A 19,463-nucleotide genomic window follows, 5' to 3' on the forward strand; every position below is an offset into this window, starting at 1 on the left:
TTATGTATAACTTACTTTCAATTTTACTTTATTACATTTAGTATACCCTCTTTTGGATACACTAAAAATGGAGGTGAAATCATGACAACATCTACAACACAAAAAGTAGCTACAATGAAAACATTCGTCATGAAACAGATCGGTGAAACAGCTTGGATAGACAAAGAAAAGCCAGAAGCAGGACCAAGAGATGCCATTCTTCGCCCCATAGCTATAGCTCCATGCACCTCAGACATTCATACCGTCTATGAAGGTGGTATAGGCGAAAGACAAAACTTAGTATTAGGACATGAAGCAGTGGGAGAAGTCATAGAAGTCGGAAGCAAAGTTGAAGATTTTAGATCAGGAGACAGAGTTATAGTTCCGGCCATCACACCGGATTGGTACAATACTGATATTCAGGATAACTATCATCAACACTCCAATGGCATGCTATTTGGCTTTCAATTTGCCAACTTGAAGGATGGTGTTTTTTCTGAGTATTTTCACGTTAACGATGCAGATCTTAACCTGGCTCACCTTCCAGATGAGATCAGTCCTGAAGCCGCTGTAATGTTAACAGATATGGTTACCACAGGCTTACACGGTGCAGAGTTGGCTGATATAGAATTTGGTGACAGTGTTGCAGTAATAGGAATTGGTCCAGTAGGACTAATGGCAATAGCTGGAGCCAAATTACGTGGTGCATCTAGACTATTTGGAGCTGGCAGTAGAGAGGTTTGTGCTGAGGTTGCTAGCGATTTTGGGATGACTGACCAAATTAATTACAAAGAAGTCCCAATAAGCGAACAAATTGACAGTTTAACTTATGGTAAAGGCGTTGATGCTACTATCATTGCCGGTGGCGACAGCGATGTACTAACAACTGCAGTTGAAATAACAAAACCCGGAGGCAATATTTCAAATATTAATTACTTCAGCATTGGAGAATCACTTCCCATACCACGTTTAGCATGGGGAAATGGAATGGCCCACAAAACAATCAAGGGCGGACTATGTCCCGGGGGACGCATTAGAATGGAAAGATTAGCAAATCTAGTTACAACAGGCAGGTTAAATCCAGAAAAGCTTATCACTCATCATTACAATAAGTTTGAAGATATTGAAGAAGCATTTAAGTTAATGAAAGATAAACCACGAGACTTAATCAAACCAGTAGTAACTATAGACTAGTTAATTGTCAAATGTCAAATTTCAGAATTATAATGTTAAGGGTGCTGGTAACTCCAGCACCTGCTTAGCTTACCACCACCGATTGATTATTATTATTGCTTACAAAAGTTACTTTACCTTCATAAGCTTTTTCAAGATAGTCAGGTTTAAAAACTTCCTCACTACTTCCATATTTGATAACACATTTGTTCAATAAAACAACACTATCGAAAAAATTATCCGCTTTACTTAAGTCATGATGTACTACCAAAATAGTCTTTCCGCTATTTCGTAATTCTTTTAATAGCCCAGTTATAATCTCTTCAGAAGTAATATCAATACCTACAAATGGCTCATCAAGAAATAATAAGTTAGAATCCTGAGCAAGAGCTCTCGCAAGAAAGACCCTCTGCGTCTGTCCTCCTGATAGCTCACCTATCTGTTTGTCTTTTATGTTAACTAACCCTACCATTTCTAAGGATTTGTTAACAGCTTCATAATCCTTTTTATCAGGTCTTTTCATCAGCGACAGATAAGGATACCTTCCCATCATAACAACATTTTGAACTGTCACCGGAAAACTATGATCAATATCACTATGCTGAGGAACATAAGCAACTCTTTTGTAACTTTTACTAGCCGGCTGCCCAAAAAACCTGACTTTTCCTTCTTCTATAGGTATAAGACCCATCGCTGCCTTAATTAGTGTTGATTTTCCCGCTCCATTAGGGCCAACTATTCCTACAATTTGTTTTAACGGTATATCTAAATTTATTTTATCTAATACTCTATTTCCATAATAAGAAACACACAAGTCCTGAACTTCTACTGCAGTTTGAACTGTCATTTCAACTCCACCCCCAAGAAAAGTTGCTCGCGATTAAATTTCACTTCAATACATCTTATTAGAATAAATATCCTTAAGTGCTTGTCCAGGTTTAAAAGAAACTTATACCCAATCGTATATTTAATAATTACACCATAGTTAAAACTTTAATCATTCCCCTTGTTTTTTTTGTATCTTTCAAACCTCTCCAAAACATCGTGATTGTCTTCTAAAAACTTTAAAAAAAGAGACAAAACTTCAAAGTTATCCGGATCTATGTGGTGTTCAATCCTTTCAACCTGTCTTTGCAGGTCATTGTTTGCGCCAAGAGTTTCTAATAGCTTTTCTAATTCACTATGTCTTTTAAGAAGATATTCTCCTAGCGCTTTTCCTTTTTCAGTAAGTTCTATGATTCCGTATTTTTCATAGTTCAGTAGATCCTTTTCATATAATCTTTGCATCATTCTAGTAACAGACGATGGTTTAACATTTAGATTATCTGCAACAATATTCACCCTTGTAAAACCATCTTCCTTGCTCAGTCGAAAAACCATTTCCAGGTAATCTTCCATACTAGGTGATAGACTATCTTTCCCCTTCAAACTCTCATATCCACGATCTGTAAAAAATTCATTATACTCACTCATCTAACAATTTTCCTCCATGCTTTTTTACTACTTTATGCTCTTAAAACAATTGCAATTCTTATCTTTTAAAATTTGCTCTTGTTTTATTGGTTCATCTATGTATTCATTTTGAACTTCTTCACCCTGGGCAAGATTTTCATCTAAAGGTGAATTATGATTATATCCTCTCTTGGACATTTCCAAAACAAGGGTTTCGTGTCGTTTATATAAGGCAGATAATTTTCCCACCCATCTGCAGGTTTCAGGGTGATTCCTATACCCTTTCTTATCTTGAGTTAATATATTCCAGAGTGCATGAAGCTCTCTGTGTTCACCCAATAGATGTTTTCTACAAAGTTTATCTGGCTCAATATCCCATATCCTCATTTTAACCACCTCTCATTAAAATTCACCTATTACCTAGCTTATAAATTAAACAAATCAAATCCCCACAAGGTCAACAGCCCTACAAGAGTACCATAAAAATAAATACTGCAAAGAGAAAAAACTATTAGATTAGATTTAGAATACCCGACGGATTTAGCAATTACAGCAGTAACCCATATCCCAACTAAAGGAGTCATAACCAGAACAAATAAGTTTCCGTATTTTTCTATCTTTTTTTTATGTTTGTTGTCAGATAGTTTGTTAAGCCAGTTCCTAACCTTAGGAAAACCACTCAAAAAATTATAAAAAAATACAATCAAAGGTACAGCCATAAAATTGCCAAAGCCCGCCCAAATTACAGCCGATACAATATCTAGACCCATTGCCATTGCTGCCGGTACAGCTACATAAATTTCAAAATATGGTACAAAACCCATTAAAAATGCAGTTATTGCATATAACAAATAATCTAGCATTTTCTTTTATCCTCTTTTTCTAATTCTTGGGCTTTGGCTTTAAGAACAGATTTTACTTTTTCCTTTTCCTCTTCTTTCATATAATTTATTCCAAGTAACTCACTCAACCAAAAACCATCTACTGCCAATCTGATAATTTCGGCTTCAATATAATCAGTGCTATTTTTTTCGTCATTATTATTAAATCCATCATTGTTGTCATATTCGTCATCATTTTGTTTTTCATCTGTATTATCATTTATCATGTCTTTCATTTGTTTTACTAACCTTTTTGACCTATCTTTGATTGGCTCTAATAGGTCAGGATTTAGCAATACAGCTGCCAAAAGTCCTTTGCTTGTTTCATTAAACAAATTCTCAGAATCAAAAGTTACATCTACATATGATTCGAGGATATTTTTTTCTGAATTTACTTTATTTGATTTTGCTTTTTCTGAGTTTAAATTTTTTGAACTTTTCATCTGGTTTTCAAAAGTAATCTCATTATATTCTACAAGGGCTTTAATAAGTTCGTCCTTACTTGGAAAATGATACAACAATCCCCCTTTGCTTATTTTGGCCCTTTTGCAAACTTCATTTAACGTTAAATTATTAACACCTTTTTCTGAAATAGTATCTGTTGCAGCTTTAAAAATTTTCTCTTTAGTCTCCATTACCTTCACCTCTGTTTTTATTTTTGTACACCGTCCAGACGGTATAGTCTTGTCAAAAAAAAGAGAACCCTTTTATTTTATTCTACTTCATCTACTGCAAAAAGACAATATGAACAAGTTTTTTGCTTATATATAAATTGACTTTTTGCAGTAGGTCAATTTCATTTACTAAATCTCTTTCGCTTTGAAGACGAAGGAATATTAAGTTCTTTTCGATATTTTGCTACTGTTCTCCTGGACACTTCTACACTCTCATTTTCTTTAAGGATCGAGGCAATCTTTTCATCACTCAAAGGATTGTTTTGGTCCTCGTTCTCAATTAGCTGCTTTATGATGTGTTTAACTTTGGTAGAGGAGGATGAATCAAAGAAGAACCTCAATGAATAAATTCCCCTTGGCGTTTGTACATACTTATTAGCAGTAGCTCTGCTAACAGTAGACTCGTGCACATCAATTCTCTCTGCTACATCATTCAATGTTAACATCTTAAGCCCTGATACCCCTTCTTCAAAAAAAGCCCTCTGTATATCAACAATACACTCTATAACTCTATAGATAGTCCTTCTGCGCTGCTCTATTGCTTTTATAAGCCACATGGCCGAGTCCATCCTAGAACTAATAAATTCTTTCGTCTCAGAGCATCTATTATTATTCATTATACTCCTGTAGGAGGGACTTATTCTAAGATTAGGAGCTAGGTTATCATTCATAATAATTATATACTCGTCATCCACCTTTTCAATAAATGCTTCTGGAACTACATAGGCTGTCTTTTCTCCCGTAAAGTAAGAAGCAGCGGGTTTTGGGTTTAGAGTTTTGATAAAATCCACCATAGATTGAACTTCATCGGTTGATATCTCAAGGCTAGATGCAATATTCTTTATTTTGTTTTCTGCAATATCTGAAAGATGGTTTTCAATAAGAGGAATAACTTTCTTGGATATATTTTCTGATTCAATTTTGTCATAGACCTGTATAAGCAAACATTCTTTAAGATCTCTTGCCGCAACTCCAGGAGGATCAAGGGTTTGTACCAGCTCTAATGCTTCCTGCAGCTTATCTATGGAATATTCAGTAAACTTTGATAGTTCAGTAAGATATATAGAAAGATAACCGTTTGAATCAAGGCTGCCAACTATAAATTCACAAACTTCTCTAATTTCAGTATCGATATCCAATAAACTAAGCTGAAAATTCAAATACTCAATAAAAGTAGTCTCACTTGAGGTAAACACTTCAAAACTATCCTGATTTTGAGGAGTATAGCTACTATTTTGAAATGCACCTCCAGTCACATCACTTGAATCGGCAAAATAATCCTGCCAGTCTAGATCATACTTATCATTATTATCAATGCCTTCATTCTCTGAGGCTTCATTTTCGGTTCTATCAGCTGTATCCTTAGTTTGTGCTTCTTCATTAGAGCTTTCTTTCTCCAAAACTGGATTAGATTTTAACTCCTGTTCAACATAAGTTTCAAGCTCGGTTTTTGACATTTGTAAAAGTTTAATCGCCTGCTTTAGTTCTGGAGTAATTATTAATTTTTGCGATTGTTCTAACTTAAGATTATGATCAATCTTCATATCTTTTTCAACTCCCGAAACAATTTTGTTTCTTTAATATATATTCAACAAAAAGTTTTAAAGACCTCCCCCGTAAACTAGCAAGTTTTATGCCAATTATTCTTAAATTTTATAGTTTATGTGAATAGACTTTTTGACAGGAAATCAACTTTCTAAGAGGAAAAAAATAAATCGAAATAGAAAATAATAGCCGGAGGTGACAATATTGAAAAAAGTAAAGCTAGGTAATAGTAACCTTGAAGTATCAGAGTTTTGTCTAGGGGTGCTTCCTATGGGACCTCTTCAAGCTGATTTGCCTGAAGAGAAGTGTGTAGATATAATCAGAGCTGCACTTGATAGAGGGGTTAATTTTTTGGATACAGCAGAAATGTATAGCACTCAAACTTATGTCGCAAAAGCCGTTAAGGAAAGAAGAGATGAAGTGGTTATTGCAACAAAATCAAATGCCAAAACCTACGACAATATGGCCAAGTCTGTTAAAAAATCTTTGGAAGAGCTTAATACAGACTATATAGACATATATCATCTTCATGCAGCAAGAGCCACTGAAGAGGTCTTTGAAGAAAGAAAGGGAGCTCTAAAATACTTAACGGAAATGAAGGAAAAAGGGATAATTAAAGCTGTTGGAATCTCCACTCATGGGGTACGTGCTGTTGAGAAAGCTGCAGAAATAGATGAAATAGATATAGTCTATCCTTTGATTAACAAAAAAGGACTTGGCTTACTGCAGGGAAATGTAAGTAACATGATAGAGGCAATCAAAAAATGTCACAGTGCAGGCAAAGGCACTTATGCCATGAAAATACTTGGAGGCGGAAATCTTGTGCATGACATAGAAGATAGCATAAATTTTGTTAGAGATATAGAGGGAATGGACGCTGTTTCTATGGGAGTTACAAAGGTAGAGGAACTAGATTATAACCTTTATTTATTTGGGGCAGACAATATCAAGTTAGACAAACTGCCCGATACAACAAGCAGCAAAAAACTTTATATATTTAAAAAGATCTGCAAAAGTTGTGGAAAATGCATCGAAAACTGCCCTAACGAAGCACTTTCCTTTGATGAAAACGAAAAAGCTGTAGTGGACCATGACAAGTGCTTACTTTGTGGTTACTGTAGCCCGGAGTGTCCTGCTTTTGCAATAAGGCTAGTTTAAGACAGTAAAACATTATCATTTTAGACTTATTTTAGAAAGTGTCTAATAACAAAGCCGCAGTATTATGTGACCTATTATGGTCACTATAAACTGCGGCTAATGATTTATATTATTTTTTGCACCAAAATCCCAGAATCAAAGTTTATTCAACTTTCACTTTTATCTTCACTAGTTATATGCTCATGATTTTTCAGGTGGTCCATACAGTATTCATAATCACCCTCACATGTGGAACAATACCTAAAGTCCATATCAGGATCATCTTCTTCAGTTATACCACATACAGTACATCTGTGCATGGGCCCACTTCTAGCCATGTTTGTCTTTTTAACAAATTCTTTTCTTTTATCATTAGCCCATTTTCTAGTCCTAAAGCCTCTAACAGCATCTTCTCCAAAAAACAATAGATAGTTTAACAATGCTACTCCTATTGCTACTCTTGCCGCTAAAGTTCCAGTAACAAATGTCATTAATAAAAAGAAAACGTTTAAATATGCAAGATATTTGATCTTAATAGGAAGAAGTAAAAATAACCTCAACTGAAAATCGGGAAAGAGCGTAGCAAAAGCCAAAAACAACGAAAGATTAAGATAGGTTGAGTCTACTGCTGCTCCTGATACAAAGGCTGCAATAATAGTACCTATTACTCCAACAAAATAATACAAATTAAACTTAAAAGTTCCCCAGACAGATTCCAAAGTAGTACCTATCATATAATATAAATACAGTACAAAGACAAAAAATATAAGTGAAAACGTTGGAGGTATAAACAAAAAGGTCACAATTCTCCATACTTCCCCCTGCATAATACTAGCCGGGTGAAAGGTCAGGCTTCGCAAAAACTGGCCGGTAGGGTCCATCATTGAAAGCACAAAAACTAGAGCATGCCCTCCGACTATATACCCCATCAAATTCCTTATCCCAAATCTCCTGAATCTTCTCTCGAGTCCATTAATCCATTTATTAATCATAGTAATTCTCCTTTTAAAGTAAATACTATTATATATTTATAGCATGCGAAGTTATTTTAGCACGGTTTTGAAATTTAGGCAAAAGGCTTTAATTGTTCATTACTGATGGCTCACTTCGTTCACGCTTTAATGGTCTAGCTTTTCTTTGAACACATTCAATGTTTTTTCTTGTTTTGATTTATCTAATACTGCAAAAATAATATTCTTAAATGAGTTTTTATAATATTCATTGTTCAAAAGAATCTCACTAAAATACCCCGCTACATCTTCTGGACTATTCTTAAACACCCCACAGCCAAAAGCACCTAAAATCATGTTTTCATATCCTTTAAATATAGAAATAGCAATAATCTTTTCTATTCTTTTTTCCATTGTAGGCTTTATAAGTTCAATATTTTCTTTTTCTTTAGAATAAACCGCACCGGCATTAACTGCAGGAGCAGTTAAAAAAGAAACATAACACGGCTCATCCAAAAGCTCTTCATTACAATCTCTAAAAACAGGAACCTTTGGAGAATAAATCATATAATCCGTATAAAGAGCAGACTTTAGCTTTTTATTCACACTGTACATCTTTTTCATTTGAGAGATACAGGGATAAAGAGCAGACGCTCTAGCTAAGCTTTCTTCCTGTGCCCCGCTGCCTTTCATAAAGCCGCCTCCTGGATTTTTGGCAGAGGCAAAATTTAGGCATAATACATCTCTTTCTCCACAATCCAAAAGGTCTCTAGCCGCCTTAAAAGTTGTTTTATTTTTCACTTCAATATTTGTCTTATGTTTTTTAGCATTATGATGAGCATTACTAGAACTATTTCTAACTCTTTTTTTTATTTCCTCCCCATCTTCCGGAGAATATAGAACAGAATTATTCATGGAATAGATTATACTATTTTTAACATCTACTTTCTCTCCCCGGCTGTTTTCGTAATAGCCTTTTTCAATAATATCGAGGGTTTGTCTTGCAATACTAGCTCTTTTTTCACGAACAGTTTTAGCCATACTAACACCTCCAAAAAGCCTAAAACCTGAAATATTTTCCTGCTATAAAAAAACTTTTAATTAAAATATTAAATAATAAGGGTTAAATTAATTTTATATTGGATGAATTCTAGCTAAATTATATATTGTAACGGGGGTTAACCAATTGTCACTTAAAAAATCTTGGAACAAGTATAGATCTATTCCTTTAATATACCGTATGGGTGTAGCTTTTATATTAGGTGTTATGGCAGGTCTTTTCGTCGGTGAACCTATTATGATTATTGAACCTTTAGGCACTTTATTTTTGAACCTGCTGCAGATGATTGTAATTCCAATTATAATATTTACTCTTATCATGGCGATGAGAAAACTCGACCCATCTACACTGGGACAGGTAGGTATTCAGACAGTTCTGGTCTATATGATAACCACAACCATCGCCATTACAATCGGTCTAACCTCTGCAAATTTTCTAAATCCCGGAGTAGGTCTTAGCCTTCCTGAGGAAGCCGAGATTCAAACAGAAGAGGCTCCTGGACTTGTTGAAGTATTAATTGATATTGTCCCTACTAATATTTTTGAAGCTCTATCAGAGGCCGATATTTTATCTATTTTGTTTTTTGTTATTATTTTTGGCTTAGCTTTAACTTTTTTGCGTAGCTCCTCAAATAATGAGGTCAAAAAAGGCGTCGAAGTAATATTTAATTTTGCAGAAGCAGGAGCATACGCAATGTTTAAGATTGTCTGGGGTATTATGGAATACGGTGTGATTGGTGTCTTTGCACTTCTTGCAACAACCTTTGCTGAAACAGGTTTTGAAGCTTTAACTTCTTTTGCATTATTAGTTTTGACCCTGGCAATTGCTGTAATAGTCCATATAACTTTTATATATCTTTTTGTCATTACAAGAATTTTGGCTAACAAGTCCCCCCTTGCCTTTTTAAGGGGATCAAAGGATGCTATACTAACGGCCTTTGCGACAAGGTCAAGTGGCGGCACATTACCAATCTCCATGAAAAATGCCGGTGATGATCTAAAAATAGACGAAAGTATCTACGGTTTCACTCTTCCCCTTGGTTCAACTATTAACATGGATGGCTCGGCTATGTACTTAGGTGTTACAGCTATATTTGCCGCTAATCTAATCGGCCAAACTCTTTCTTTGTCAGAACAGCTTACAATAGTGATAACCACAGTCCTTGCAAGTATAGGTACTGCCGGTGTACCTGGTGCAGGAGTTATTATGTTAACAATGATACTTACTCAACTAGGGCTTCCTTTAGGGGTTGTAGCCTTTGTTGCTGGTGTAGATCCAATACTAGACGGGCTAAGAACTCTAAATAATGTTACGGGAGATCTTTCAGTCACCACTTTAATTGCCAAATGGCACGGCGGCATTGATTTTGATCAGGGTGTTTGGAAATATAAATAGTCACCAATCAACCAATAACAATCTTTTTAATTTTCTCCTGGCATTTCTGGTGGCTCTGGCTTTTCTGGCATTTCAATACCAGGTGCTACTTCACCATCATCAGTGTCTTCTTCTTTTGTGTTAGGCCAGTCAAATTCAATTCCCGGCTCAAACCCAGGTTCAGGCTGGGTCCTCTCCCCAAAGTCAAAGTCTGGTAGCATCTCTTCAACCCTTCTTTGAAACTCATCCTCATCTAATTCCTTTTCGGATCTTTCTTTCTCTGGCTCTTTGTCTTCATCTACTTCTTCTTTGTATATCTCTTTTTCGGACTCTTCTCCTACTGAATAACCTCCCCCTTGTCCACCTTCTGTGGAATTTTCTTTTTGCCCTGGTTCTTTTTGACCTGGTTCTTTTTGACCTGGTTCTTCGAAACCTTTCTCATCAATAAGCTCCTTATCGTCAATATCAATACTACTCTGGTTATTACTACCACCAAAAGAATATATACTCCAGCCAATAACTAACAAAATCAAAAAAACCACCGGAAATATTTTGTTGGCATTTATACCTTTATTTTTGTCATACAATAATGACCCCTCCGAAAGACAAACTTATATTTTATAATTTAGTGCACCGGAGCTTTTTTCTCACAAGGAACGCCTACCTGACAGAGTCCACACCCTGGCATTTTGACACCGTACTTTTCATTAACAGCAGCCATTACCTGTTCACGAATATAATCATGACATATATCCTTGTCATGTCCGTCTTTGGTAATTGCCCCGGCGGGACACTTTTTCATACATGCTCCGCATTTATCTTGACTGTGAAAAAGACAGTTCTCATAAGGACTTTCATAACCTCTAGTATTTGGCTCTAGTTTAAGCTCTGTTACAACACTTCCGCACCTGTGAGCTATCCCTTTTTCGGTAATAAATCCATCACTAAGCCCAAAAGTTCCAAGACCACAAGCATAAGCCCCGTGCCTTTCAGACCAGCTAGAAGCATATCCTACAGAGTCTGATTTAATCCTTTCCCATTTTTCACTTAACATAGGAGAAATAGTCTTATAACCTTTATCTCTCAAGAATTCCTGCATATGTTCTCTAAGACTTTTATTAAATTGTTCCCCAAAATTTCTCCCATGAGCCCATTCTTTTGAGGGCATCAAGTCCTGTGTTCTATTTGTGTCCCTAACACTTTCCTTAATGGGCAAAATCCACGATATAACGGTACCTTCCGTAAGATCCTCCCCCGGATAGCTTGTCCTAAAAAACTCCTCAGGTGTCAAATGAAAGTCTCCTATAATCTCTTTATACTTAGTAAACAAAGGGTCCTTGACATCGGCATAACCAACCAGGGGAGTATCAGCAAAAAACTTGTTCTCCTCATTTTCACTTAAAAACCTTTTAATCTCATTTTCGATAATATCTTTCATCTTTTAAAACCTCCCTTAATTAAATTCTGTCTCAGATTTAATTTTGATTTCTGGTGCGCACCCTTACCATTCATACTTAAAAAAATTAGCTTCATATTCATAATGCCCGGTTAACTCTTCTAACTCTTTAAGTTTTTCGTCTGATAGCTTTTCGAATTTTCTTGTAATTTGAACATTTTCTTCTAATTGGGTCAAGTTAGACACCCCAACAATTGCTGTGCTTATTGGAAAGGAGTAAACATAACTTAGGGCATCTTCAATAGATGTCACCCCATCTTCTCGAAGAAGCCTACCATACGCAACAACTTTCATAGCTATTATTCCCATTTCTTTTTCTAATGCTTTGTCAAGCAAATCTTGTTGAAAAGGTTTGGAATGAATATCCCCTGTATTAAGGGGCATAAGCAAAGTATCAAAGTCATATTTACTAATAGCTCTTAAAAGTACTTCTGGATCATTATGACCCGTAACACCAGTATATCTAATAACGCCCTGTTCTTTTAACTCTTCTAAAGCCCTAACAGCACCATCATTGACAAATAGCTCGGCCACATCATCATGGTTTGATAATCCATGAAGTTGATAGATGTCAATCACATCTGTATTTAATCTATCGAGACTTCCTTCCATATCCTGCATAACCCCATCATAGCTACGACTCATAGTTTTTGTCGCAAGGATGACCTCTTCTCTTCTACCCTTCATCACTTCACCTATATTTTCTTCACAGAGTCCATCTGCATAGCTTGGTGCTGTGTCAATATAATTAATACCTTCATCTATAGATTTGTTTATCACATCGTATGCATCTTCTCTTGTAGCACCATTTTCAAGAGCTATAGCGCCAGCACCGCTGCCAAGGCCAAATAGACTAACCTTTTCACCTGTTTTACCAAGATTTCTATATGGGATCCCATTTACCTTTTGCTCTTTTGCTTTTTCCTGTTCTTTTTTGTTTTTTTCACTATCCTTATCATCTTTGTTTTCGTCCTCTATTTTCTTTTCATCCTTTTCGTTTTTACTACCAATCTTATCATCTAGTTCGCCTTTTTTCATGCCATTATCTTCTTTTAGAAGTTCACTTATCCCAAAAATACTTAAACCACCCAGCGTTCCAATACCAAGCTTGATAAAGTTTCTCCTGTTTAAAAAGTTTTTCATAAATCATTAACCCTCCCGGGCAGTTAGAATCCATAGTCTAATTCTAACATTACTCTATCTAATATGCTATACCGTCCAAGTATAGAGTACATCGCACCAAAGAAGAACGCTGGCTACACTGCGCTCCTTACTCATTCGAAAATGCACTTAGGTTGGAATCTGTTCAAATCCATATGGCCCGAGCCTGTAAAATCAGATGTAGTTGAATTTTAGATAAATCATTCTAGAGGTAAAAAAATATTATATGAAGAAATATAATTTAGAGGTAATAGCAGTTAAACTTACTATGTTAACATTGCTTCTAAATTTTTTAATGAAAGGAGTATGAATAAATGACAAAAATATTTTTTCATGATGACTTCTTACAATCTTATACTTGGGACCCAGCAGCTTCATCTGATAGGCTTGATCATGCCATAAAGCAGGTCGAAGAAGAATTCCCAATAATCACTTCTTCTCCCACAATAGACGAAAACGTTTTGCTAGTACATACAGATTCTCACCTTCAAAATGTAAAAACAGAAAGAGCAGTATATGATATGGCACTCTTGTCTGCAGGTGCGACTATCGAAGCCTCGGACGAAGCTATGTCTGGTCAGCCTTCATTTGCACTATGTAGGCCCCCTGGTCACCATGCGAGTCCGTCTCACAGCTGGGGCTTTTGCTATTTTAATAACGTAGCAGTTGCAGTAAGTAGACTTTTAGAAAATGGTGAAATAGATAACGCAGTAATAGTGGATTTTGATTTGCACTTTGGTGACGGTACGGCCAATATATTCTCTGATGTCCCTGAGGTAGACTTTGTTTATCTAGAAGATACACTGGGAGATTCTGTAGAAGAAACATTAAAAGATCAACTTGAAGACATCAAAGTAAAACCTGATATAGTTGCAGTCTCGGCAGGTTTTGATCGCCATGCAAACTGCTGGGGAGGTATGCTTGAGACAGAGGATTACAACACTATAGGCAGGGTCCTTCGAGAATTTGCCAGCCAAAAATGTAACAACCGTATCTTTGCAGCTTTAGAAGGTGGGTACAATCCCCGGGCACTAGGAGATAGCGTCTTAGCATTTTGCCAAGGATTATCAGGTTAATTTCACTATTATCACGCTGCTTTATCTTTTTGCACAACTTTTTCTTAACTTGGTCGTCTAGAAGATATAGAAGTAAAGCTAGTTTATATGCACAATTATTTCAAGCACAACTATTTTTACCAGGGGGGTAAATAATGAATAAAAAGATTAAGCCCGACCTGTCCTATTTAACCTTAGTTTTGTCAGTAATATTAGTGATATCTATTAGTTTTAGCGCTATAGGGTGTCAAAACATAACAGGTGCCGGCGAAAGATACGATGACGAGTTAAGAAAAGAGCAGATTGATAACCTTGAAAGAGATTATCTGACCCACCAAAATGAATTTGCCTTTAATATTCTAAAAGAAATATTAAAGGAAGAAGACGAAGGTACCAACACTCTGGTATCACCACTTAGCATTAATATGGCGCTTTATATGACCTATAATGGCGCAGATTCTATTACTAAAGAAGAGATGGAAAAAGCATTAAACTTAGAAGGGCTTGAGTTAGAAAAACTAAATGAGCAGATGAAAAATCTAAAAGAATTCCTAGAGCACACAAAAGACGGCGTAGATTTTAGAGTGGCAAACTCCATCTGGGGCAGAGAAGGCGAGGTAAACTTCTTAGAAGAATTCGTAGAAAATAATAAAGAATACTACGACAGCGAAATAAATGAGCTTGACTTTAGTAAGCAAGAAGCATCAGATATAATTAACGATTGGGTAGCAGAAAACACAGAAGGAAAAATCGATGAAATCGTAGGCGAAAATATCCCAGCCCGGCTTCTTTTGTATCTGATTAACACCACATATTTTAATGGTGAATGGTTAGAGGAATTCCCAGAGGAAAATACCAAAGAAGAAAGCTTTTATACCAAAGACGATGAGGAAATCACACATCCAATGATGAAAGTAGAAGAAGAATTCCCATATAAAGAAAACGATTTATTTCAAGCCGTCTCTCTTCCATACAAAGACGATATCTTTCAGATGACGCTATTTTTACCAAAAGAAGACAAAAGCTTAGAAGAACTAACTGACAATCTAACCAAAAAAAACTGGGAAAAGTGGCAGGATGGTTTTCACACCGGCGAGGGAACAGTGAAGCTGCCGCGCTTTAGTTACGAATATGAAAAAAGCCTGGTAGATGTTCTAAAAAATCTAGGCATGGAAACTGCCTTTACAAGCGCAAATTTTAGTAAAATGTTAGAAAGCTCAGGGGACTTATTTATAGATGAAGTCTTACACAAATCCTTTATAGAAGTTGACGAAAAAGGTACAGAAGCTGCCGCAGCTACCAAAGTTGCCGTTGAAGAGGTAGCAGCACCTAAGCCTTTTGAAATTGAATTTAATCGTCCATTCTTTTATGTAATAGAGAACACTGAAGCTGATAGCATTTTGTTCATGGGTACCTTATATGAGCCTAAAGAATAGCGCGGACGAGATTTTCTTATAAGGGTGCTTTAAGAAAGTGATATAGTGATATAAGGGGCCAAACTCCAAAAACTTTCTTTTGGGCGGCCCCTTTATTTTTCTCCTTCTTACTTCTATCTCCTTCCCACAGGCATTATATATAGCGGCTCCTCTCTCTCCTCTAACTGCAAAATATCAGCTACATCTTCATCTTCAAAAGCCCCTATCGAAACTGTTCCAAGCTCAAGAGCTGTGCTAAGTAAAAATATATTTTGTGAAATATGACCTGCTTCAATCTTTGCATATCTTATACCACGCTCACCATAAGTGCTCATTACTCTCTCGTATATAGAGGTAATAACAATATTAATAGATGCTTCTCCTATAGGAGCCTGGCCAAGTGCCGCCCCCATCAAATCATCTCTAAAATCTCCTTCTAATACCAGTTGAAGTTCATGTTCCTCAGGCAAATAACGATATATCCCAGGTGACAGTTCTTCTACATCACCTACTACCACATAAACTTCCATAGGAAAGGTAGCCCCTGCAGACGGTGCAGCCCTATAACCAGTGTCAGAATCAGTAATTCCTTGAGCAGCCCACATCAGATAGGATATCTCTTCTAGGTCTAGCTTTTCATCCTGATAGCTTCTAATTGATCTTCTGTTCTCAATAGTTTCTTGTATACTAACATCCACTTCCGAGAGCTCTTCTATGTCTGAAAGTGAAACGTATTCTTCTCCACTATTTTTGCTGGCTTCTTCTACGTTATTTTTTGCATCGTCAAGACCTTCATCACTCTCACATCCAAGAATAAACAAACCAGATGTAATAAGCATGATAAACAAAAGAAAGAGTAAACCCTTGTTTTTTCTTTTCATAATCTCACCCCTTATAATGCTTCTTCTATTCACCCACATATCTATAAAAATTTAAAATTAGTTTTAGCAATTTTTGATGTATATTTTTCCCTACTTTTTTGGTATTCTAGTCAATACTTACTTTCACCTTGCAGGGAAAATTAAATTAACAAAAATTTGACTGTCTATAATCATAAAACACTAGATAAAACTCCTAGTTTTTTAAAATTCTGAAAATGCTTCGTAATTTTGTTGTATAATAGCATGTGTTCTGTTATAATATACACTATAAGGTAACAATGTTCATTAGAGATGATTGAGGTTTATAAAACTAAAATGGGAATGCCTTAAAATGTATTGGAGGTAAGGCAGCCATGATTAAAAAAATCTCTTTCAAGCAGGATTGTCGTAAATGTCCATATGGAACAAAATTAAGAAATTTTTATAATAAATTTAATTTTATCCCTAATGAAATATATAAAGAAATATTTGAAAGTAAGCCCTTTACTGAGGAGATTAATAAAAATAAATATAGGTTTAAATTTAAAAGTTGCCTAATGAAACTTGAAAAAGTCAAAGAAAAATTACAAAAATTAAATTTGGATTACGATAATAAATTTGTTGTTACCCAGGCATTCCATGAACTTATGATCAATGCAATAGAACATGGAAATAAAAATGATTCTGATAAAACAGTAACAGTTAATTTAGTAGTTGCAAATGAATATATTATCCTAACAGTAAAAGACAATGGAAATGGTTTCAATTGGACAAGACAGATTAATAAAAACTTAAGTTTAGAGTCAGCAAATGAAACCGGCAAAAACTTGGGACTAACTATTACCAAAATGTTATGTGATGATATATTTTTTAATAATACAGGAAATAAAGCAATATTATTTTTTTATAATAAAAACAAAGAGGTTTAAAGTTATTTAGATATTACAATTCTAGTCAACAAAAATCCCCCTGCCTGATACTCTTTTGGCAAGGGGTTAATAAATTTTATTTAATCGATTTAAAACTCAAATTCATGATTTATCACTGCGCGTACTTCTCCTTCTTCAGTCAAGATCATACCTACTATCATACCCTCTTCAAGTTCATCAAAACTAATCTCTGTTTCTTTGTCATCCTCAAGCTGTCTAATTAAGGCATCCTCCAAAATTTCAAACTCGGGGCCAACATCAGGAGTATGGGTGTCAAGGTGAATTTCTAGCTCTAGTCGACGATTTTCTACGTCAACTGCTATAACTTCCCCTTCAACAAAGGCTTCACCAATTGTAGGATCAGTATCTGGGATTTGCTTTAGCCCTTCTTCTCTTTCAATATTGGGGTCTTCTATTTCAACTTCCGCCAGATTCCTAAACTCCTCTCCAGCTTTATTAACAACTGCGTATTCATCGTAGCCTTCATCCAAAGCAAGAACTATATATGGATAAGTTAGAGCTTGGATAGTCATTTCGTCATCACCAGGTTCAGTTTCTTTTACAGTCACTTTAAGTACTCCTTCTTTTTCTTCTATCTCCTCCAAAACTATGTCATACCCACCGGTTCTTTTTTCACCAGATGATATTAGCAAGTAATTCTTCTCATTTTCTACTTCAAAAGCAGGCTCGCCAAAAACAAAATATCCTCTCTCTACTTTAAGATCCATTATAGCTTCAAAAATATCATCTTGTAATGCATCATTCTCTTCTATAACTTCATACTTAACCTCAGTTTTAACCTCTGCTGGTTCCTTAACGCTGTTCTCATCACCTTTTCCAATTCTTCCGATCGCAACTCCTGTTGCAATCATAAGTACAACTACTGCAATGGCTATTATAGTCCTAAATCTTTTCACTTCTGTCTCCTCCTTTGATTTTTCTTTTATTTTCTTATTTATCTTTCTATCTATAAAGACGCCATTAATCAAAAAATGTCACCCTAAATTGAGTGACATTTTAAAAATATTATTTTTGTTAGATTATTTGTTTAAAAACTTTTTTATTTCCTTTATGTAGTTGTCAGTTTCTACAAAGAATATATCATTGTGGCCTGCCCTTGGAATAGTGAATAATCTTTTATCCTCTGAATTTACAAGTTCATATATCTCTTCTCCCTGATCTAATGGAACAAGAACGTCCCTTTCACCGTGAATTACAAGAGTAGGAAGGGTAATTTGCTTTACTTTTTCTTTTGCTTCATTTTCTAACTGGGTGAGATCCCCGGGAGAAGGTAGATTAAGATGATTTATTAGCTTTACTATGCTGACAAAACCGCTTTCCACAATCAAGCCCTTTAGCTGATCTGAATACCTATTTGCAAGAAGCAGGGCAGGCATACTACCAAGAGATCTACCCATAACCCATAAACCTGAGTACTCCGGATCTATTTCTTCGATTTTATCTTTCACAGCTTCAAAGATAATAGGGGCATCGTTAGCCACATGATTAAAGTTAGGCTTACCAGTACTGCTTCCATAACCTCTGTAATCAGCCACAACCACATTTATTCCCTCGCGATTATAATAAGGTGCTAGATCATCATAATCACATACGACTTCACCGTTACCGTGAAAATACAATATCCACGGGCCACCCTTACGCTCACTTTGATAAAAACGCGAATGAATAACAACCCCTTGTTCAACAGATGTCATCATATCAAAAGCATTCTCCGGTGGTGATGTAAAGTAATCTCTAGGATAAAATAAATAAGATAATAGAGAAGAGTTATCGATAACTGAATAATCCATTATTAATCCTTACCCCCTAACAAAAAATGATATCTGGTTCTACCTAAATTTTACTTATTATTGCAATTATATCACAATTGCTTTTCGTTTATTAACTATTTCCACCAAAATTTGTGACAAAATTAAACCCCAGATTATTATCAATTGAAATTATTACTGTTATCTTTTATAATATAGAAAGAATATTTATGAAAGACTTCCCAAGTTCACCCTATTACAACAAAGGGGAGGGAGTTATAATGGAAGAAATCCTAGAAGGAATTAAGCAGGCTATCAAAGACGAGCAGCAGGCACAAGTACATTATCAAAAATTAGCCGATAAATCTGATGACCCAAAGGTTAAGGGAATGTTTGAACAGATGAGAAGAGATGAAGAAGAACACGAAAGAATCTTGAGATCAAGGTACGAGTCTCTATCTAAGCTATACAATAATAGTTAAAAGCGGTGACTAAAATTTTCTCCAGAAGTAATAGAAAAAAGATTGGGTATTTCAGACATCATCCAAATTATACCCAATCTATTTTGTACTAGTATCAATCTCATATCATCA

Annotated in this window: 21 protein-coding genes; 7 read left to right on the forward strand and 14 right to left on the reverse strand. The window is 35.5% G+C overall.

Annotated features, from left to right (window positions below):
* Positions 1-114 precede the first annotated feature (114 nt).
* Positions 115-1,173, forward strand: a complete 1,059-nt coding sequence (locus tag ACONDI_RS09265) for an NAD(P)-dependent alcohol dehydrogenase (RefSeq protein ID WP_241080947.1) — start codon at positions 115-117, stop codon at positions 1,171-1,173.
* Between the two features lie 64 nt (positions 1,174-1,237).
* Here ACONDI_RS09265 and ACONDI_RS09270 read toward each other — a convergent pair whose 3' ends face one another.
* The 6 genes from ACONDI_RS09270 to rpoN form a co-directional block, all read right to left on the reverse strand.
* Positions 1,238-1,999, reverse strand: coding sequence for a metal ABC transporter ATP-binding protein (locus tag ACONDI_RS09270; protein ID WP_241078258.1), 762 nt, complete (start codon positions 1,997-1,999; stop codon positions 1,238-1,240).
* 146 nt (positions 2,000-2,145) lie between these two features.
* Positions 2,146-2,625: a metal-dependent transcriptional regulator gene (locus ACONDI_RS09275; protein WP_241078259.1), complete on the reverse strand. Its 480-nt coding sequence runs from the start codon at positions 2,623-2,625 to the stop codon at positions 2,146-2,148.
* Between the two features lie 27 nt (positions 2,626-2,652).
* Positions 2,653-2,991: a pyrimidine dimer DNA glycosylase/endonuclease V gene (locus ACONDI_RS09280; RefSeq protein WP_241078260.1), complete on the reverse strand. Its 339-nt coding sequence runs from the start codon at positions 2,989-2,991 to the stop codon at positions 2,653-2,655.
* Positions 2,992-3,029: 38 nt separating this feature from the next.
* Positions 3,030-3,467 carry a small multi-drug export protein gene (locus tag ACONDI_RS09285; RefSeq protein WP_241078261.1) on the reverse strand — a complete coding sequence of 146 codons (438 nt, stop codon included), beginning with the start codon at positions 3,465-3,467 and terminating at the stop codon, positions 3,030-3,032.
* A complete protein-coding gene (locus ACONDI_RS09290) occupies positions 3,461-4,120 on the reverse strand; it encodes a TetR/AcrR family transcriptional regulator (RefSeq protein ID WP_241078262.1) in 660 nt (219 codons plus the stop codon). Before ACONDI_RS09290 ends, ACONDI_RS09285 begins: the two co-directional genes overlap by 7 nt.
* A gap of 161 nt (positions 4,121-4,281) precedes the next feature.
* Positions 4,282-5,703: an RNA polymerase factor sigma-54 gene (gene rpoN, locus ACONDI_RS09295; protein WP_241078263.1), complete on the reverse strand. Its 1,422-nt coding sequence runs from the start codon at positions 5,701-5,703 to the stop codon at positions 4,282-4,284.
* Between the two features lie 205 nt (positions 5,704-5,908).
* On the opposite strand from rpoN, the gene ACONDI_RS09300 reads away from it, so the two are divergent.
* On the forward strand, positions 5,909-6,862 hold the full coding sequence (locus ACONDI_RS09300) for an aldo/keto reductase (RefSeq protein ID WP_241078264.1): 954 nt from the start codon (positions 5,909-5,911) through the stop codon (positions 6,860-6,862).
* A 146-nt stretch (positions 6,863-7,008) separates the two neighbouring features.
* On the opposite strand, the gene ACONDI_RS09305 is transcribed toward ACONDI_RS09300, so the two are convergent.
* Together ACONDI_RS09305 and ACONDI_RS09310 are read right to left on the reverse strand one after the other, a co-directional pair.
* Positions 7,009-7,833 carry a rhomboid family intramembrane serine protease gene (locus tag ACONDI_RS09305; RefSeq protein ID WP_241078265.1) on the reverse strand — a complete coding sequence of 275 codons (825 nt, stop codon included), beginning with the start codon at positions 7,831-7,833 and terminating at the stop codon, positions 7,009-7,011.
* Positions 7,834-7,959: 126 nt separating this feature from the next.
* Positions 7,960-8,832, reverse strand: a complete 873-nt coding sequence (locus ACONDI_RS09310; RefSeq protein ID WP_241078266.1) for a TIGR02452 family protein — start codon at positions 8,830-8,832, stop codon at positions 7,960-7,962.
* A gap of 199 nt (positions 8,833-9,031) precedes the next feature.
* Here ACONDI_RS09310 and ACONDI_RS09315 point away from each other — a divergent pair, with 199 nt between their 5' ends.
* On the forward strand, positions 9,032-10,246 hold the full coding sequence (locus ACONDI_RS09315; protein ID WP_420848198.1) for a dicarboxylate/amino acid:cation symporter: 1,215 nt from the start codon (positions 9,032-9,034) through the stop codon (positions 10,244-10,246).
* A gap of 26 nt (positions 10,247-10,272) precedes the next feature.
* On the opposite strand, the gene ACONDI_RS09320 is transcribed toward ACONDI_RS09315, so the two are convergent.
* The 3 genes from ACONDI_RS09320 to ACONDI_RS09330 all read right to left on the reverse strand — a co-directional run bounded on the left by ACONDI_RS09320 (position 10,273) and on the right by ACONDI_RS09330 (position 12,824).
* Positions 10,273-10,812: a hypothetical protein gene (locus tag ACONDI_RS09320; protein WP_241078268.1), complete on the reverse strand. Its 540-nt coding sequence runs from the start codon at positions 10,810-10,812 to the stop codon at positions 10,273-10,275.
* 38 nt (positions 10,813-10,850) lie between these two features.
* Complete coding sequence (locus tag ACONDI_RS09325; RefSeq protein WP_241078269.1) at positions 10,851-11,663, reverse strand: hypothetical protein; 813 nt, start codon at positions 11,661-11,663, stop codon at positions 10,851-10,853.
* Between the two features lie 63 nt (positions 11,664-11,726).
* On the reverse strand, positions 11,727-12,824 hold the full coding sequence (locus tag ACONDI_RS09330) for an aldo/keto reductase (protein WP_241078270.1): 1,098 nt from the start codon (positions 12,822-12,824) through the stop codon (positions 11,727-11,729).
* A 332-nt stretch (positions 12,825-13,156) separates the two neighbouring features.
* Between ACONDI_RS09330 and ACONDI_RS09335 the strand changes: the two genes are divergently transcribed.
* Positions 13,157-13,918, forward strand: coding sequence for a histone deacetylase family protein (locus ACONDI_RS09335; RefSeq protein WP_241078271.1), 762 nt, complete (start codon positions 13,157-13,159; stop codon positions 13,916-13,918).
* A 134-nt stretch (positions 13,919-14,052) separates the two neighbouring features.
* Positions 14,053-15,333, forward strand: coding sequence for a serpin family protein (locus ACONDI_RS09340; protein ID WP_241078272.1), 1,281 nt, complete (start codon positions 14,053-14,055; stop codon positions 15,331-15,333).
* A 113-nt stretch (positions 15,334-15,446) separates the two neighbouring features.
* Here the strand turns inward: ACONDI_RS09340 and ACONDI_RS09345 are convergent, their stop codons facing one another.
* Positions 15,447-16,193 carry a SagB/ThcOx family dehydrogenase gene (locus ACONDI_RS09345; RefSeq protein WP_241078273.1) on the reverse strand — a complete coding sequence of 249 codons (747 nt, stop codon included), beginning with the start codon at positions 16,191-16,193 and terminating at the stop codon, positions 15,447-15,449.
* A 353-nt stretch (positions 16,194-16,546) separates the two neighbouring features.
* Here ACONDI_RS09345 and ACONDI_RS09350 point away from each other — a divergent pair, with 353 nt between their 5' ends.
* Positions 16,547-17,101, forward strand: coding sequence for an ATP-binding protein (locus ACONDI_RS09350; protein ID WP_241078274.1), 555 nt, complete (start codon positions 16,547-16,549; stop codon positions 17,099-17,101).
* An 89-nt stretch (positions 17,102-17,190) separates the two neighbouring features.
* Here ACONDI_RS09350 and ACONDI_RS09355 read toward each other — a convergent pair whose 3' ends face one another.
* The gene (locus ACONDI_RS09355; RefSeq protein WP_241078275.1) at positions 17,191-18,090 is read right to left on the reverse strand and encodes a protease complex subunit PrcB family protein; all 900 of its coding nucleotides are present in this window, start codon (positions 18,088-18,090) and stop codon (positions 17,191-17,193) included.
* A 51-nt stretch (positions 18,091-18,141) separates the two neighbouring features.
* Positions 18,142-18,912, reverse strand: a complete 771-nt coding sequence (locus ACONDI_RS09360) for an alpha/beta hydrolase (protein WP_241078276.1) — start codon at positions 18,910-18,912, stop codon at positions 18,142-18,144.
* Positions 18,913-19,151: 239 nt separating this feature from the next.
* On the opposite strand from ACONDI_RS09360, the gene ACONDI_RS09365 reads away from it, so the two are divergent.
* Positions 19,152-19,352 carry a ferritin family protein gene (locus ACONDI_RS09365; protein WP_241078277.1) on the forward strand — a complete coding sequence of 67 codons (201 nt, stop codon included), beginning with the start codon at positions 19,152-19,154 and terminating at the stop codon, positions 19,350-19,352.
* Positions 19,353-19,463 lie beyond the last annotated feature (111 nt).

Source organism: Natranaerofaba carboxydovora, from assembly GCF_022539405.1.
In the GTDB taxonomy this organism is placed as follows: domain Bacteria; phylum Bacillota; class Natranaerobiia; order Natranaerobiales; family Natranaerofabaceae; genus Natranaerofaba; species Natranaerofaba carboxydovora.

Excerpts from the sequence above, each read along its gene's own strand:
- ACONDI_RS09265 (WP_241080947.1), top strand. The coding sequence starts at position 115 with ATGAAAACATTCGTCATGAAACAGATCGGTGAAACAGCTTGGATAGAC.
- ACONDI_RS09270 (WP_241078258.1), bottom strand. The coding sequence starts at position 1,999 with ATGACAGTTCAAACTGCAGTAGAAGTTCAGGACTTGTGTGTTTCTTAT.
- ACONDI_RS09275 (WP_241078259.1), bottom strand. The coding sequence starts at position 2,625 with ATGAGTGAGTATAATGAATTTTTTACAGATCGTGGATATGAGAGTTTG.
- ACONDI_RS09280 (WP_241078260.1), bottom strand. The coding sequence starts at position 2,991 with ATGAGGATATGGGATATTGAGCCAGATAAACTTTGTAGAAAACATCTA.
- ACONDI_RS09285 (WP_241078261.1), bottom strand. The coding sequence starts at position 3,467 with ATGCTAGATTATTTGTTATATGCAATAACTGCATTTTTAATGGGTTTT.
- ACONDI_RS09290 (WP_241078262.1), bottom strand. The coding sequence starts at position 4,120 with ATGGAGACTAAAGAGAAAATTTTTAAAGCTGCAACAGATACTATTTCA.
- rpoN (WP_241078263.1), bottom strand. The coding sequence starts at position 5,703 with ATGAAGATTGATCATAATCTTAAGTTAGAACAATCGCAAAAATTAATA.
- ACONDI_RS09305 (WP_241078265.1), bottom strand. The coding sequence starts at position 7,833 with ATGATTAATAAATGGATTAATGGACTCGAGAGAAGATTCAGGAGATTT.
- ACONDI_RS09310 (WP_241078266.1), bottom strand. The coding sequence starts at position 8,832 with ATGGCTAAAACTGTTCGTGAAAAAAGAGCTAGTATTGCAAGACAAACC.
- ACONDI_RS09315 (WP_420848198.1), top strand. The coding sequence starts at position 9,032 with ATGGGTGTAGCTTTTATATTAGGTGTTATGGCAGGTCTTTTCGTCGGT.
- ACONDI_RS09325 (WP_241078269.1), bottom strand. The coding sequence starts at position 11,663 with ATGAAAGATATTATCGAAAATGAGATTAAAAGGTTTTTAAGTGAAAAT.
- ACONDI_RS09330 (WP_241078270.1), bottom strand. The coding sequence starts at position 12,824 with ATGAAAAACTTTTTAAACAGGAGAAACTTTATCAAGCTTGGTATTGGA.
- ACONDI_RS09335 (WP_241078271.1), top strand. The coding sequence starts at position 13,157 with ATGACAAAAATATTTTTTCATGATGACTTCTTACAATCTTATACTTGG.
- ACONDI_RS09340 (WP_241078272.1), top strand. The coding sequence starts at position 14,053 with ATGAATAAAAAGATTAAGCCCGACCTGTCCTATTTAACCTTAGTTTTG.
- ACONDI_RS09345 (WP_241078273.1), bottom strand. The coding sequence starts at position 16,193 with ATGAAAAGAAAAAACAAGGGTTTACTCTTTCTTTTGTTTATCATGCTT.
- ACONDI_RS09350 (WP_241078274.1), top strand. The coding sequence starts at position 16,547 with ATGATTAAAAAAATCTCTTTCAAGCAGGATTGTCGTAAATGTCCATAT.
- ACONDI_RS09360 (WP_241078276.1), bottom strand. The coding sequence starts at position 18,912 with ATGGATTATTCAGTTATCGATAACTCTTCTCTATTATCTTATTTATTT.
- ACONDI_RS09365 (WP_241078277.1), top strand. The coding sequence starts at position 19,152 with ATGGAAGAAATCCTAGAAGGAATTAAGCAGGCTATCAAAGACGAGCAG.